Origin of the sequence: Evansella tamaricis (genome assembly GCF_019042215.1) — a bacterium.
Taxonomy (GTDB): Bacteria; Bacillota; Bacilli; order Bacillales; family Salisediminibacteriaceae; genus Evansella; species Evansella tamaricis.
This window is the reverse complement of the sequence record NZ_JAHQCS010000064.1, coordinates 24674-39942: the sequence shown is the minus strand read 5'-3', so window position 1 is coordinate 39942 and position 15269 is coordinate 24674. Positions and strand designations below refer to the sequence as shown.

Genomic DNA, 15269 nt, shown 5'->3' with positions numbered 1-15269 from the left:
TGCTTAGGGACTGTAAAAGTGGAAAAGCACCACTTTTTCAGTTCCCATGCGAGTAGGCGCTGGAGCTAGACAAAGAAAAGCGCAAGCGCCTATGATCACGAGCGTAGGGCAGTGGAGGAATGACAACAGAAGTCCGCTCTTTGACTTCAGTTGTCACTTCCGAAGGTGCCGCAACTTATAAATCTTATCTTTAAAAAAGGAATTGTCTTTAAATAAGACAACTCCTTTAGTCCTATCTATTCATCATACTGCTTCATTCGTCTCGGTGGTATTCTCTCCGCTTGTAATGCCTTTACTAGACTGTAGATCATAAAGATCATGATAATAGCAAAGGGGAAGGCAGCAATGATAGAGGCCGTTTGTAATGCTTCTAACCCACCTGACCATAATAATACCGCAGCAGTGGATGATTGGATAATACCCCAGATAAACTTGACGGAATTGGGAGGATTTAAACTTCCGTTTGTTGTTTGCATTCCTAGTACAAAAGTAGCGGAATCTGCCGAGGTGATAAAAAAGGACGCAATTAATATAATAGCAACACCTGACATGATGATTCCAAATGGGAACTCCTGTAAGACCACAAACAAAGCTACTTCCATCCCCTGTGCAGGATCCTCGATGACACCGATGATGTCTACCCCCTGTAACAGTTCTAAATTGATGGCAGTACCTCCAAACACCGCAAACCATAATGCACCGAAAAGGGTCGGTACAGCGATCACTCCCAATACAAATTCCCGTATTGTTCTCCCTTTAGAAACTCTTGCGATAAAAGAACCTACAAATGGTGCCCAGGCGATCCACCAAGCCCAATAAAAGATTGTCCAATCCTCAACCCAAGTGGATTCTGGTATAAACGTGTCGAGCTGGAAACTCATCCGGATTAAGTTTTGTACATATCCACCTAATGTTTGTGTAAAAGAGTTCATAATAAAGTTAGTCGGGCCAGAGAATAACAAAAACATCATAAGGATTACTGCTAAAATGATATTTGTTTTACTGAGAATTTTAATACCACGGTCTAGTCCAGTTAAAGAAGACGCCATATATAAAACGGTGATGACAAGAATGATCATCATCTGTAAACCAGTAGTGTTGTTCATGAGGAATAGGTTAGATAATCCGCCACTGATTTGGGCTGTCCCAAATCCTAAGGAAGTAGCTACCCCGAAAATCGTAGCGAAGACAACAATAACATTGATGGTTGATCCGATCCAACCATTGATTCTATCCCCTATTAACGGTTCAAAAGCGGCACTTAATACTCCAGGTGATCCTTTTCTAAACTTAAAATAGGCTAATGCCAGAGCTACAACAGAATAAATGGCCCACGGATGCAGCCCCCAATGGAAGAAAGAATATCTAATGGCAAGGGCAGCAGCTCTCTGTGAAGCAGGCTCTACACCTTCAGAAGTGGGAGGGTAATGAAAATGGTACATTGGTTCTGAAACTCCCCAGAAAACAAGACCAATCCCCATTCCAGCTGTGAAAAGAAAGGAAAACCATGTTAAATAGTTATATTCCGGTTCTTCCTCTTGCTTACCGAGTTTTATCCTTCCCACAGGACTTACAACTAGAATGAAAGAAAATACTAAAAACCCGGTTGCGGCTAGTAAATAGAACCAGCCGAAATTGTTTGTAAGAAATCCTTGAATATCTGAAGTTATTCGATTTAAATGACTCGGTGCAATGACGCCCCATAGTATAAATGCAACTGCAATACTTACCGAAATCATAAATACTGGACTTAATTTCCTCATATTTTTACCCACCTTTTAATATAACATGTCAAATAGTATTACCTGTTTTATCAATCTTACTTACTTTTTAACGGTTATAGCTAAATCATCCAATTAATGTAACATTTACATATGTAATATTATCTGCTTTCTAAAGCCGTAGATATGTCAGTTTCATTATGTGTACCTCTTATTTTGTTTATACGAGAATAAACTTTAGTTAAAAAGAATCTTTTATAGGAGCCTGACCTGTGGTAGAATTCTATCAGCAACTGTTGAATATGAGAGGATGAATGATGGATGAAAAAGGTAGTTTTGTTTCTTTTGATTAGTTCCTTTTTATTGTTGATTGTGGCCTGTAATAATAATGAGGAAAATGGAGAAGAGAACGCGTTAACTGAACCAGAAGACGCAGTTATAGATGATAAAGAAGATGAGATAGAAGAAACTCCATCAGAAACCACCGAAGAAGATTTGGAAGGAAACGAAGAGGAAGAAGGATTGGAAGAAGAGGAAGTTGTACCTGAGATCAGTGAACCAATCTATGAAATGGATGGTTCTACGGTAAGACCAATTGACGAAGGAACAAATGATCAAGTAGTATTACTTACAATTGATGATTCCTTTAACGATGCAAATCATAATAATGCGTTGGAGATGGCCAAAATCTTAAGTGAATTAGACGCAGGTGCAATCTTCTTTATAAATGGCAGATATTTAGTGGATGAGGTTGAACACGCTGAAAACAGGGCCATCTTAAAAGAAATTTATGAAATGGGCTTTGAGATTGGAAACCATACGATGAATCATGCCGGTCCTTATCCTGGATTGGCTGCCTTAACACCTGAAGAACAACGCAAGGAAATTGTAGAATTAAATGATCTAATTGAAGAAATTATTGGAGAGAGACCTCGATTTTTCCGGGCCCCTTACGGACGTAATACAGATACCTCTCGTGAAATAGTAGCAGAAGAGGGAATGAAGTGGATGAACTGGTCCTATGGTTTTGATTGGGAGCAACCGTATATGGAAGCAGAAGCTTTGACAGAAATTATGCTTGATCCAGGAAAAGACGGGGCAGGAGTATCCTTAACAAATGGAGCTAATCTATTGATGCATGATAGGGAATTTACGAAAGATGCTCTACATGGTATTGTAGTAGGATTGCGTGACAAAGGCTTTGAAATTGTGGATCCAGCCCTAATAAAATAAAATAAAATGCCATCTTCTACAAATAATGATTCATTTCAAAAAGAAAACACAATTTGTGTTTTCTTTTTTTCAATTAGTAAAAAATCATTGGCATACCCGACAAAACATGACAATATATATAAACATGATATGCTATGCTTACATAACCATCTATTTGATACAACAAGTGGAGGTGGGGAGGTAAAATGAAAAAATCAGAATTGCTGGATGAATTAAGATTAGAAGTAGGCCTTGCATATGATTTTGCAAAGGATCAAGAAGACTTTTTAAAGAAAATTCTTCATGCTGTTTATACTCTGTCTAAAAAACGTTGTTTATTATCTTTATATACTACATATGAAAATAAGCTAGATATGAAACTTATTTTTCAATTAGGTCGGCCAAAAGGAACAGAAAAAGAATCTTTAGGTATTGGCTTTATATCTCTGTGTCATTTAAAATCCATTGTTTTATTAAAAAAAGGGGATCATAAAGTTATTTTGGCCCCGATTTTTTCAGATAATTTCTTGAAGTATGTATTAGCTTTTCGTGCTTATAATACCACTTATCATTTTTCAGGTCAGGATATAGAATTTATTAATGAACTAATACGGTTTATTGAAGCAAAACAAACTGCATTTGAAGAAGGTTAACTCGAAATGAATATAATAGAAAACACTTAAATTTGCATATTTATCTATTTTGTTTTATAATTTGAATATTCAGAACAATCTATATTTATAAAAGAAAGGGGAGTTCCAGATGGAAATGTACGAGAGGCTGTATGATGATATGGAACGTGTGAACGTTAGGTTTATTGGGATGACGACTGAAAACACCAGGTATGATTTTGGGATTATGTATACTAACCTCTTTTTTGGCAAGCCACTCATTACATGTATGCAAACAGGACGCTCCTTTCTCATGTGTGCTGAAGATGCTGAGGATGTGGAACACATCCAACGTCTACTAAAGATCCAAGATTCTACGGAAGCTACTGCCATCTCTGAATTTTTTAAAGTAACCTTGCCATTAACGTCAACGGAAGTCCAGTATAATGAGTAACACCCTTTCATAAGGAGGCCACTGAAAAAGTTCTTACAACTTTTTCAGTTCTTTTTTTTATATGGCAATGGCTTCGCTCGTCGCTCATTGCTCCGAGGGAATGTAAAAGTGGAAAGGCACCACTTTTTCAGTGCTTTCTTTCATAAGGGGTGTTTTTTTATTGGTATAGCTCATTTTAGGCTTGTACGAATAAAAGAGTTATACAATATATATTGACAACGCAATTATGTCATACTAAAATGACAATTGAGAGCTTTAAAGCGTTTACAATATGGGTTAAGGGGTGAATCATTTTGGGAAGTATTGTTTGCCAAATGTGTGAAGAAGTTATTGAACACTATGATTCAGAGAAGGTTGTAACACTTTATGGGAAATGTTGTAACTATTGCGATGATAAGGAGTTAACGAGTTAACATATTAGGGTTATAGAAATTATTGGTAGTAGGACAGAGAAAAGAGGGTGTCCATATGACATCCTCTGTTCTTGAAAGGTAAGAATATATAAGTTTTGGCCCTTCGGAAGTGACAACCGAAGTCTAAGATCGGACTTCTAGTTGTCATTCCTCCACCGCCCTACGCTCGTGAGCATAGGCGCTTGCACTTTTCTGGGTTATAATATCGCTTTATGCGCTTTAATTACTCGAATATACTCTAAACTTGCATCCTCTGGCCCTTGAACAGGAAGTCCCACTTCTATGTTTTTTGCGATGTAATCTAAATTTTCTAAATCAATGATCTCACCTGGGATAAGAATTGGAATCCCGGGAGGATAAACCATAACAAATTCGGCACTAATTCTTCCTGCCGATTGATTTAACCTTACCACTTCGGTTTCCGAATAAAAAGCATCTCTAGGGGATAAGGAAAGATTTGGAATGTTTGGAACATATACATTGACTTCTTTTGTTCGATGATTTTCCAATTTTTCTAATTGTTCTTTTGACAGTTCCTTTAAAGCTTCAATTAAAATCTCCGCTTTCTCCATCGTATCACCAATAGTTATGATACAAAGAATGTTATAGAGATCAGAAAGTTCCACTTCAATACGGAATTTTTCCCTCAACCATACCTCTACATCATGTCCAGTAATCCCCAGGTCTTTTATGGAGATTGTTAATTTTGTGGGATCCATATCGAAAATAGCCTGATCATTAACAAGTTCTTTTCCTGGACAATATATTCCTGGAATTTGATTTAGTTCTTCCCTCGTGAATTTAGCTATAGAAATAACTTCCTGAAGCAATTCTCTCCCCTTCATCACTAATTGTCTTCTCGCAGTATCTAAGGAAGCGAGTAAGAGGTAAGAGGTGGAAGTAGTTGTCAACATACTAATAATACTTTGAATGCGGTTCGGAGAAACAAGGGATCCTTGTATATTTAAGACCGAACTTTGTGTTAATGATCCGCCTAACTTATGAACGCTTGTAGCTGCCATGTCAGCACCAGCCTGCATTGCAGACAAGGGAAGGTCTTCATGAAAATGTATGTGAACTCCATGGGCTTCGTCAACCAGTACTGGTATATGATAGGAATGGGCAATGTCTACGATTGCTTTTAAATTAGCTGATATACCAAAATACGTTGGATTAATAACAAGTAACCCTTTCGCATCAGGGTGGGTTCGCAATGCCTTCTCCACTGACTCCGTTGTAATTCCATGAGATATACCAAGCTTCTCATCAATTTCAGGGTGTATAAAAATAGGTGTTGCCCCTGAAAAAACGATTGCAGACATAATCGACTTATGCACATTCCTTGGTACAATTATCTTTTCGCCAGGGCCGCATACACTCATGATCATTGTCATAATAGCTCCGCTTGTCCCTTGAACGGAAAAATATGTATGTTCTGCTCCAAAGGCATCTGCAGCAAGGTTCTGGGCGTCTTGAATCATGCCTCCAGGATGGTGGAGATCATCAAGGGGGGCAATGTTTATCAAATCAAGAGATAAGGCATTTTCTCCAATGAAATTCCTGAATTCAAGGTCCATTCCTTTTCCAGCTTTATGTCCAGGTATATGAAATTGAACAGGTTTTGAGTTGACATGGTTTAGTAATCCATCAAATAATGGAGTTAAATGTTGTTTAGACTTGGACAAAAGTATCACCTCTTCGTGTATTATATCTTATCTTAATTGATATCCTTTTAATAAAACAAAGAGAGTATACCAAAATGGGATGGACTTGCAAAGTAAATTTTACTTTTTTGGCAAATTAGAACTCATGAAAGGATGAAAAGATTGAATGAAAATGTAACAATACCTATTTCTTTGGAATGGACAAAGGAAGAAGTAGTGGATGTTGTAAACTTTTATGAAGCCATTCAACAAGCTTATAAAAAGGGTGTGGAGAGGGATTTTTTACTCGCATTATACCGACGTTTCAAAGAGATAGTACCTTCTAAAGGAGAGGAGAAACAAAGTTTTAAAGAATATCAAAGTCAAACAGACCAGTCACCGTATCATGTGATTAAAAAGGCAAGGGAAAGCGATGAAGTAAAAATTATTAAAATGTGATAATAGACCCAAAGGCAATCAAAATTACCTTACTGGGTCTATTTCACAGGAAGTCAAAAGCTATTCATCAAGGAAATCTTCACAAATATGCTCCGAGTTACCTCAACGGACAGGACGTCCTAATATCGGGCATGCCACAGGACGTGGCGTTTTGCCCGATGAACGGACAGGACGTCCTAATATCGGGCATGCCATAGGACGTGGCGTTTTCGCTTTTCTAATTGTCTAGCTCCATCGCTCATTCTCATTGTAGTTTATTCTTTTATCATCTTATAAAGGGGAAGTAGTTCTTCATAGATTCGGTTCACTTCTTGTAAAAAGGCTTGTCCATCAGATAACAATTCGGATTTTTTTGGGAAGTGTTTTCCAACTAAAAATTCTGCTTTTTTCACATCTCGGAAACGTTCCAAAATTTTACGGAAATCTTCCTTATCCATAGAGTCTAAAGGATCAGCGTGTTTTTTCATATGATCTTGTGAAATAACAAAATCTCCAGGTATCATCTTCTTTATCATATCTAAGTTATTAATAAATTTTTGAGCAATAGTATCCTTATTTGGTAGTTCATAAATAAAGGCTAACCAAACAAATACATGATCATCAAATAACCCCACTTGAAAGTGTGGGTGTTTTTTGTATCCCCGTTTATTATCTACTATTGCCAACCAAGTGTCTTTTGGTGGGTTAACACTCCTTCTGGCATGTTTTGCAATATGTAAATACATTTCATTTCCTATGGACATGGAAAGATCCTGTGCCAATGCATCCCCAATTTCTTTGAATTTAGGTTGGATTTTTTCTTGAATCCCTTGCATTCGTTTTTCTAAACCGTCGATGGAAAACACATTAAAATCTTCTTCATGAAAACCGGAAAAACTCATCAATCTCACTCCTTTTATGTTGACAGTTTACCATAAATACAAACACAAGAAAAAATAGATGCTCGTATAAACACTTCTGTTGAATAGAGGGTACTAAAAAAGTATCTTACAACTTTTTCAGTTCCTTTTATATGTATGGCAATGGCTTCGCTCGTCGCTCGCCTGATAGGAGAAAACCGCTCCTATCAGGCTTTTAAAGATTGCGACGGCTATGCTCATTGCTTCGAGGGACTGTAAAAGTGGAAAAGCAACTTTTCAGTGCCCTCGTTGAATAGTCTGTTTCGGTTTACAGTGGATTAGACAAATTGTACTTAGGAGGTTTATTAATTTTACATAGTGGAAAAGGAGAATATCAGAGAAATAGTGTACCAAAATTATAAGTAAACACATACGTTATAGTAAGGAATTTGTAAAACGTTAATTACCAAGGATTGGACAGTTGGTGAAACAGGTTATCGTTGGTCGGTCTGCATCTATATTTTTTATGCTTATGAAAAGGGGTGGAACGATGGAGAAGGTCATTCAAACCTTAAACAGAAAAGACGGAGAAAGGAGACTTTCCGTTCTGAAAATGGAGATTGACTATGAACTCCTAACACTATTCGATGCGCTTCAAACCAACGATCGGGAACAGGCAAGGAAATGTAAACGGAATTTGGAGCGATTGAGAAGCGAGTGGATACGCTTAGAAGTATAAACTTTGTATGTGGACCTTGTATTCTACAGGTTCACTTTTTTTGGGGATGTATCTTTTTAAATGGTAGAATAATATGTAATGTAAAAGTCCGAAGGAGGCAATGGAAATGAGCCAACAAAGTTGGGAAGAATTATATAGTATCGCGTTAGAGTGGACTAAAGAGGCTGGTACTTACATACGTGAAAAAATGAAGAATACATATGGAGTTTCATCAAAAGCAAATCAAAATGATTTAGTAACCGATGTGGATCGGGATGTGGAGGAACTCTTCAAGAAAAAGTTAAAAGAGTGTTTTCCTGATCACCGTTTAATGGGAGAAGAAGGTTCTGCCGAATTAGTGAATGATCTAAAAGGTGTCATATGGATATTAGATCCAATAGATGGGACCGTTAATTTTGTCCATCAGGAAACATTCTTTGCCGTATCTTTAGGAGTGTATTTAAATGGTGTAGGAATGATCGGAATCGTTTATGATGTGATGAATGATGAAATGTTTTCTGCATTAAAAGGACAAGGTGCAGTGGTCAATGGAACAAAACTTGCAAGACTTGGGGAAGTACATTTAAATGAGGCCATTATTAGTATGAATGCAGGCTGGATTCTTAAAGATCGCAGACTGGAATATTTTGTGAATGAATCAAGGGGTATTAGGTCATATGGGTCTGCTGCATTAGAGATTGCATATGTGGCTTCGGGCCGGTTAGATGCCTACATAAGCTTTGCATTATCTCCATGGGATATTGCCGGTGGTGTTGTATTATTAAGTGAAGTTGGAGGAATTGCAACAAATTATGAAGGAAATGAACTTTCTTATTTAGAAAAAGATACGTTCATAGCTGCAAATCCATTTATACATGAAGAAATTATAAGGCACGTTCACCATAAATCATAATTCTGAAGTAGTGATATCGTGGGAGAGAGGGTTTTCGGATAGAGCCGGGGTAGAATAAATTAGTACAAGCCCAGTGGAAACAAAAAGGGTATTTAAAGGTTAAAGCCCCTTTAAACACCCTCTCCTTGCTCTCTCTTTTTCTTCTTCAATGTGAACCCTGTTCCCACAGAAACTATTGTTAAAACAATTGCTCCTATAATAATCAATGGACTTCCTTCTGCAATTCCAATTCCGATTCCTATTAAACCGGACGTTCCTAATACTGCTAATAAGAAAAAGCTCCAATTAAATGAACCCATATTATAAACCACCTCAGTAATAGTTTACAGGAAAAAGGGGTTTACGAAAAGGAGAAAGTTATGTGCCTCCCTGAATAAACATCTATGATATAATAATAAAGTTCCTATTAGGATAGAAAACAAAAAACAAAAAACAAAAATAATATGATTGAAATACAGGAGTGACTTATATGATATTTCTATTAGCGGCCACAAGTACACCCAACCCAAGAATGAGTCCCATTGCAGAAATGCTTGGTGCCGGAAATCCCGAGAATTTTTTTACTGCTTTTCCAATCATTTACTTAATCGTAAATGTTCTGACCATAGTGGTATTCAATTTAGGTTTTGCTAGAAAGTTACCCATCTTAAAACTAGTAGTTGTATATACAGTTATGTTTATTGGGAATTTGTTCATTACTTTACTGGCATTAACTTTACCAATTGTAGAATCCCTCGTTGTGGCAGCAATCGTCCTTTGGGTGTACAAACTTCAATTGAGACGGCATAAAAAAGATGAGGCAGAATCCGAAGCAAAACCGAGTCAATGAATGATTAATACAATAAAAGAGGCCGGGAAACGAAAGTGTTTATTTGAAAATACGAACAATACACAGCCATAGCAATATATTTCCATAGTTATTCATTGCATCAACTATGATTTTGTTCGAACTTTCCATTGATTAAAACACTTTTGTCCCAGCCTCTGAACTTATTAGTTTTGAAACCTTTTACCCCTCATCTTAGTGAATCCACTCATCTTCCTTTTCAGTACTAGTATACAGTTTGAAATTTCCAGTGTCTTTCCTTTTGTTTGTATTGTCTTCAATTCTTTGATTGCATGTCCCACACATGTATGTATGAATAGGACGATTGCGAAGTTTTTTAGCCAATGGTGAAAAATCATTTATATTTTCAATCACGTCACATATTACGCATTTAACTCTCATAGCCCACCTCAATGAAATTATTTATGGTTATATTATAGCATGTTAGTGAAAAACTTGAAAAATTCTATCAAATATCCCTGATTCTCAAACATTTTAACATAGTATCGTTAATATCGGGCTTCATTGAGCATGCTAATGGGGTCTTTGTAAAACAACCAATGACTTAAGACACGAGAGCTCTTGCCTATTTCCCAAATCAAAAAAATCATTTTTTTAAGGGAGAATAGTTTTATCTAAAGGGAAATATAGGTATAGTAATATTGATAAGTATTAAAGGAGGTTGTAATAAATGGCAAATCAGGTGGAGACAAAACTAACAGAGGAATTGTTGCCCCTATTAAGAAAAGAACACTATGTTACCATTGCGACAGTTGACCATGAAAACGGGAGTCCAAATGTTAACGCTATCTCCTGGGTATATGCTCAGGATGAAACTACGATCCGATTCTCCGTTGATAACCGATCCAGAATTGTAGAGAACATCAGAAAACAGCCTTTAGTTACACTGACATTAATTGGTGCCGGTTCTACATATTCTATTACAGGTGAGACGAATATTTTGAGTGAAAAAATGGAGGATGTTCCATTAAAATTAGCTCTTTTGGAAATCAAAGTTGCTGAAGTAAGGGATGTTATGTTTTATGGTGCAAGAATTACACAGGAACCTAAGTACGAAAAAACATATGACAAAGATGCTGCTCAAAAATTAGATAATCAAGTAATGTCGGCAATGAAAAAAGCATAATGAAACAGAAACTAGGTTGGCCTGAAGGTCTGTATACGGATCATAAAGGGCAACCTTTTTTAAAAGGAAAGTATAAGTTTTTGGACACTCGGGCATTGTCTAGCTCAAGCGCCTTTATTTAATTAATTTGCAAAAGGGGGGACCCAAATTTGTCTAGTATACATTTGGGACGTCCCCCATTAATTTATTATTGATCTCGTTCAGGACGGGGTTCCTCTAAATCCCCCTCCATTCTGTTTTTATTATGATTATTTTGTCCATTCATTCTTCCTTTACTTTGTTCCTCTTGTATGTCACCCAGTTGCTCTTCTTCTTCTGAAGCCATCCTGTCATTGTTTGTATCTGTTGGGTCCTCTTGCTGTCTGTGCTCGTATCCAGGAACTATAGGCATAATTCTTCCGATTATAGCAGCGAGTTCTGTTGCCATCCCGTTGAGAGGTCTTCCATCTGCCATCTCATCACGCATTTCATCCAGTCTTTCTACAATGTCCGGATCTGCTGTCACTGCTGCTGAAGCACCGTACGGGTCATTTGATAATCTCTCTGCTACTTGATATTTAATCGAACCAACATCTGATTGATCTATTTGGCCATTTACATTAATTCCAACCACTGCATATGGTCCAATTACGACGGCTGTTGCATGGTCCACATCTGGTACGCGCGTACTCAGATTTGCTAAGTGGTTTGCAATTTCATTAGGGGAAACCTCTTCAGGCGTATGAGTCGATTGCCCTTGCCCATACATTTGTCCTTCTACTATGTTTTGGTCTTGTGTGTTATCTGGTCCCTGACAGGCTGTAACAAACAGGATGACAGTCAAAATCCATAATGTTTTTAAATTCATCCTTATCCCTCACTTTTTAGTTTGTTACACCTATTGTTGTTTTTCTCGTCTATCTTTATACGAGAGTACATACATTGTAGAAAGAGCATCAAATCATTTTTAGGCTGTAGGAGGCGAGAGGTTGAATACACGTCGATACATTTTAGATACGAACGTCCTGCTACAAGATCCGTTGGCCATATATGCCTTTGAGGATCATGAAGTTATTATTCCAGCAGTAGTGCTAGAAGAAGTGGATTCAAAAAAAAGGAACATGGATGAAATAGGAAGAAATGCTCGATATGTAGCAAGAATGATCGATGATCTTCGTGAAAAAGGAAAATTACACCTTGGGGTGCCATTGTCTAATGGGGGGAGTTTCCGTGTAGAATTAAACCATCGATCCTTTGGTAAAATGAAGAATTATTTTTTCGAAAGTTCAAATGATAATCGAATATTAGCAGTTGCTCTAAATATGAGCATCGAAGAGGAAGAGAGAGATTCTGGAGTTAAAGTGACCTTAGTCAGCAAGGACGCACTACTAAGGGTAAAGGCAGATGCTCTTGGCATTCATGTGGAAGACTTTCTGAGTGACCGCGTTGTACAATATGACCGAATGTATGCGGGGTATTCAGAAATTACGTTATCTCCAAAAATCTTGGATCAACTATATGAAAAGCGTAAGTTAAGTTTAAGTCATTTTGGTTTTTCGAACGTATATCCAAATCAATTTTTTATAGCAAGAGATGAGACGAACCTTTCCCGTTCCGCCCTTGCAATGGTTAGTACGGACTCCAAATATGTTCAACTTCTTGTTTATAAGGAGGATACAATATGGGGAATTCGGCCAAGAAATGTTCAGCAGAAGATGGCGATAGAGTTATTAAACCGAGATGATATTCCATTGGTCACACTTGCAGGAAAAGCAGGTACAGGGAAAACATTACTGTCCCTTGCGGCAGGCTTATATCAAACAGAAGAATTACAAAAGTATAAGAAACTTCTAGTGGCAAGGCCTGTTGTACCAGTTGGGAAAGATATTGGTTTCTTACCTGGAGAAAAAGATGAAAAGTTGCGACCGTGGATGCAGCCAATTTATGATAATCTGGAATTTTTATTTAATGCCAAAAAACCAGGTGAACTGGAACAAATTTTAGCTGGAATGGGTTCTATTGAGGTGGAGGCCTTAACCTATATTCGAGGCAGAAGTATACCAGATCAATTTATTATTATTGATGAGGCACAAAATTTAACAAAGCATGAAGTCAAAACAATACTTACGAGGGTAGGGGAAGGAAGTAAGATTGTCCTAATGGGTGACCCAAAACAAATCGATCATCCTTATTTGGATGAATATACAAATGGTTTAACTTATGTAACGGAAAGATTAAAACATTTATCAGAAACTGGGCATATGAAGTTTGAAAAAGGGGAAAGATCTAGCTTAGCTCAGATGGCTGCTGATTTATTATAGTATACCTACTAAAAAGGTTGTCTCTTTCACTGAGACAACCTTTTTGTGATATTATTTTAAGAAACTACAATATTAATGATATCAGTTATGGGGTCTGATTGATTGGATCCGTCATTATAGTAAAAATGGAGAGGACCATCTTCTTTCAACGGCTTTCCTTTTTTGGAAAAGCCAATAATTCCTTCCCTTGCTAAATGGACAGGACAGGTAAAATCGTCCCCGCTACTCCGTTTAAAAATAATGTATTCCACATCTTCATTTGGTGATGCATTTTCTAAGAATGGAAATAAAGGAATACCAAAAGACTTTTCAGTTAAATCCTTTTTACTTACGGTAATATTGTTCCCGTTTGATGAGAGGACATTTGCCCCTTCTTTCCGATGGAGATCGAATGCCTTTGCAAGTTTTTCTCCTTCTGAATCTTGGTAGTTTTGTGTTTTTTGGGAAAAATATGTATCTAAATCCACTTTACGTTCATCAAAAATCCAAACCCCTGGGTCAATTGTAATGGTGTGTTTAACGTTACCGGTTATTGTAATAGACAACGGACAACTCTCCTTTCGTTTTCTAGTATAAAATGGATTTATATGTTTGTCACGGACGAGATAACTTATACTATAGAGGAGGCTTCTTTTCATGAAGATATGTGCATATCCAGAGGTACTGAATAATATGGTAATAGAGGCAAAAAAGTATACACCTGAAGGGAAGGTGGCGGATTATATTCCAGCCTTAAGTGGGGCGGATCCCGATACCTTATCCGTGGCAATTTATCAAAGCGACGGAACATGCTCCACAGCAGGAAATATTGAAGAAATGTTTACACTGCAAAGTATATCAAAAGTCTTATCTTTAGCACTAGCACTAATGGATTTCGGGGAAGAAGAAGTTTTTTCACGTGTTGGAAAAGAACCTACAGGTGATCCATTCAATTCAATCATTAAATTAGAAACCCATTCCCCTTCTAAGCCATTAAATCCAATGATAAATGCGGGGGCTTTGGCAGTTACATCCATGATAAAAGGGGAATCGATAGAGGAAAGATTAGGACGTTTACTCGGTTTTGTCCATGAGTTAACAGGTAATCCATCCATTACTTATAATGAAGAAGTGGCAAAATCAGAATATGATACTGCTTATTTAAATCGATCGTTATGTTATTTTATGAAACAGCACGGAGTTTTAAAGGATAATGTGGAGGAATTACTTGAATTGTATACAAAACAATGTGCTATTGAAATAAACTGCAAAGATCTGTCGAAGATCGGTTATATAATTGCTAATGAAGGGAAACATACGGATTCTGACAGACCCGTAATTCCATTACATATTGCAAGAATCTTAAAGACATTTATGGTGACCTGTGGAATGTATAACGCATCTGGAGAATTTGCGATACGAGTTGGCATCCCAGCAAAAAGCGGAGTTTCTGGAGGGATTATGGCCTCCGTACCTCACGGAGTGGGGATAGGAATCTATGGCCCTTCGCTTGATGATAAAGGAAACAGTATTGCCGGGATGAAACTCTTAGAGGCATTATCACAAAGATATGATCTGAGTATTTTTTAAAATCAGGTTATGTAATAAACACCATCTATTGCATTTTTATAATATAGAAGATAATATAAAAGTTAAGAGAAAAGTTTCTATCCATAGAGGAGGAGGGATTCCGTTGTCAGTAGAAACCCTATCCGGACAGAGTGAAAAAGCTTATGCCCTTCTAAAAGAAGATGCTCAAAAAATCCTAAAACTCATTGAAGTGCAAATGGCGAATTTAACTATGCCACAATGCCCTCTTTACGAGGAAGTTTTAGATACACAAATGTTCGGTTTATCACGTGAGATTGATTTTGCTAAACGTTTACACCTTATTACAGATGAAGAAGGAAAAGAATTGCTCGGGAAATTAGAGAGACAATTATCAGCTTTACATGAAGCGAGCATGGGAAAAAAATAACATTGTCACCTTTATAAACCAATTTGGATAAATTCCAATTGGTTTTTTATTATATT

Annotated in this window: 19 protein-coding genes; 12 read left to right on the top strand and 7 right to left on the bottom strand. The window is 37.1% G+C overall.

What is annotated here, in order from left to right; all coding sequences use genetic code 11:
* Positions 1 to 236: 236 nt before the first annotated feature.
* Positions 237 to 1763, bottom strand: a complete 1527-nt coding sequence (locus tag KS419_RS05995) for a glycine betaine uptake BCCT transporter (protein ID WP_217065154.1) — start codon at positions 1761 to 1763, stop codon at positions 237 to 239.
* Between the two features lie 279 nt (positions 1764 to 2042).
* Between KS419_RS05995 and KS419_RS05990 the strand changes: the two genes are divergently transcribed.
* The 4 genes from KS419_RS05990 (at position 2043) to KS419_RS05975 (ending at position 4411) form a co-directional block, all read left to right on the top strand.
* Entirely contained in the window at positions 2043 to 2954 is a 912-nt protein-coding gene (locus tag KS419_RS05990; protein ID WP_217065153.1) for a polysaccharide deacetylase family protein, read from the top strand.
* Positions 2955 to 3139: 185 nt separating this feature from the next.
* Entirely contained in the window at positions 3140 to 3586 is a 447-nt protein-coding gene (locus KS419_RS05985) for a hypothetical protein (RefSeq protein WP_217065152.1), read from the top strand.
* 115 nt (positions 3587 to 3701) lie between these two features.
* On the top strand, positions 3702 to 3998 hold the full coding sequence (locus KS419_RS05980) for a DUF3055 domain-containing protein (protein ID WP_217065161.1): 297 nt from the start codon (positions 3702 to 3704) through the stop codon (positions 3996 to 3998).
* A gap of 293 nt (positions 3999 to 4291) precedes the next feature.
* Positions 4292 to 4411, top strand: a complete 120-nt coding sequence (locus KS419_RS05975) for a GapA-binding peptide SR1P (protein WP_217065151.1) — start codon at positions 4292 to 4294, stop codon at positions 4409 to 4411.
* A gap of 197 nt (positions 4412 to 4608) precedes the next feature.
* Here KS419_RS05975 and KS419_RS05970 read toward each other — a convergent pair whose 3' ends face one another.
* Positions 4609 to 6096, bottom strand: coding sequence for an aminotransferase class I/II-fold pyridoxal phosphate-dependent enzyme (locus tag KS419_RS05970; protein WP_217065150.1), 1488 nt, complete (start codon positions 6094 to 6096; stop codon positions 4609 to 4611).
* A 132-nt stretch (positions 6097 to 6228) separates the two neighbouring features.
* Between KS419_RS05970 and KS419_RS05965 the strand changes: the two genes are divergently transcribed.
* The gene (locus tag KS419_RS05965; RefSeq protein WP_217065149.1) at positions 6229 to 6513 is read left to right on the top strand and encodes a UPF0223 family protein; all 285 of its coding nucleotides are present in this window, start codon (positions 6229 to 6231) and stop codon (positions 6511 to 6513) included.
* Positions 6514 to 6767: 254 nt separating this feature from the next.
* Here the strand turns inward: KS419_RS05965 and KS419_RS05960 are convergent, their stop codons facing one another.
* Complete coding sequence (locus tag KS419_RS05960; RefSeq protein ID WP_217065148.1) at positions 6768 to 7394, bottom strand: YktB family protein; 627 nt, start codon at positions 7392 to 7394, stop codon at positions 6768 to 6770.
* A 442-nt stretch (positions 7395 to 7836) separates the two neighbouring features.
* On the opposite strand from KS419_RS05960, the gene KS419_RS05955 reads away from it, so the two are divergent.
* Together KS419_RS05955 and KS419_RS05950 are read left to right on the top strand one after the other, a co-directional pair.
* Positions 7837 to 8091: a hypothetical protein gene (locus tag KS419_RS05955; RefSeq protein ID WP_343215029.1), complete on the top strand. Its 255-nt coding sequence runs from the start codon at positions 7837 to 7839 to the stop codon at positions 8089 to 8091.
* Positions 8092 to 8197: 106 nt separating this feature from the next.
* Entirely contained in the window at positions 8198 to 8983 is a 786-nt protein-coding gene (locus tag KS419_RS05950; RefSeq protein ID WP_217065147.1) for an inositol monophosphatase family protein, read from the top strand.
* 110 nt (positions 8984 to 9093) lie between these two features.
* Here KS419_RS05950 and KS419_RS05945 read toward each other — a convergent pair whose 3' ends face one another.
* On the bottom strand, positions 9094 to 9282 hold the full coding sequence (locus KS419_RS05945; protein WP_217065146.1) for a DUF5325 family protein: 189 nt from the start codon (positions 9280 to 9282) through the stop codon (positions 9094 to 9096).
* A 170-nt stretch (positions 9283 to 9452) separates the two neighbouring features.
* On the opposite strand from KS419_RS05945, the gene KS419_RS05940 reads away from it, so the two are divergent.
* On the top strand, positions 9453 to 9812 hold the full coding sequence (locus tag KS419_RS05940) for a YlaH-like family protein (protein WP_217065145.1): 360 nt from the start codon (positions 9453 to 9455) through the stop codon (positions 9810 to 9812).
* Positions 9813 to 10004: 192 nt separating this feature from the next.
* On the opposite strand, the gene KS419_RS05935 is transcribed toward KS419_RS05940, so the two are convergent.
* On the bottom strand, positions 10005 to 10211 hold the full coding sequence (locus KS419_RS05935) for a YlaI family protein (protein WP_217065144.1): 207 nt from the start codon (positions 10209 to 10211) through the stop codon (positions 10005 to 10007).
* Positions 10212 to 10500: 289 nt separating this feature from the next.
* Between KS419_RS05935 and KS419_RS05930 the strand changes: the two genes are divergently transcribed.
* The gene (locus tag KS419_RS05930) at positions 10501 to 10956 is read left to right on the top strand and encodes a pyridoxamine 5'-phosphate oxidase family protein (protein WP_217065143.1); all 456 of its coding nucleotides are present in this window, start codon (positions 10501 to 10503) and stop codon (positions 10954 to 10956) included.
* Between the two features lie 187 nt (positions 10957 to 11143).
* On the opposite strand, the gene KS419_RS05925 is transcribed toward KS419_RS05930, so the two are convergent.
* On the bottom strand, positions 11144 to 11803 hold the full coding sequence (locus KS419_RS05925) for a YhcN/YlaJ family sporulation lipoprotein (RefSeq protein WP_217065142.1): 660 nt from the start codon (positions 11801 to 11803) through the stop codon (positions 11144 to 11146).
* Positions 11804 to 11942: 139 nt separating this feature from the next.
* On the opposite strand from KS419_RS05925, the gene KS419_RS05920 reads away from it, so the two are divergent.
* Positions 11943 to 13256 (top strand): PhoH family protein, encoded by a 1314-nt coding sequence (locus KS419_RS05920; RefSeq protein WP_217065159.1) that lies wholly within the window; start codon positions 11943 to 11945, stop codon positions 13254 to 13256.
* Between the two features lie 56 nt (positions 13257 to 13312).
* Here the strand turns inward: KS419_RS05920 and KS419_RS05915 are convergent, their stop codons facing one another.
* Positions 13313 to 13801 carry a peptidyl-prolyl cis-trans isomerase gene (locus tag KS419_RS05915; RefSeq protein ID WP_217065141.1) on the bottom strand — a complete coding sequence of 163 codons (489 nt, stop codon included), beginning with the start codon at positions 13799 to 13801 and terminating at the stop codon, positions 13313 to 13315.
* A gap of 91 nt (positions 13802 to 13892) precedes the next feature.
* Here KS419_RS05915 and glsA point away from each other — a divergent pair, with 91 nt between their 5' ends.
* Both glsA and KS419_RS05905 read left to right on the top strand, forming a co-directional pair.
* The gene (glsA, locus tag KS419_RS05910) at positions 13893 to 14825 is read left to right on the top strand and encodes a glutaminase A (RefSeq protein WP_217065140.1); all 933 of its coding nucleotides are present in this window, start codon (positions 13893 to 13895) and stop codon (positions 14823 to 14825) included.
* A 103-nt stretch (positions 14826 to 14928) separates the two neighbouring features.
* The gene (locus KS419_RS05905) at positions 14929 to 15213 is read left to right on the top strand and encodes an Fpa/YlaN family protein (RefSeq protein ID WP_217065139.1); all 285 of its coding nucleotides are present in this window, start codon (positions 14929 to 14931) and stop codon (positions 15211 to 15213) included.
* Positions 15214 to 15269: the final 56 nt, after the last annotated feature.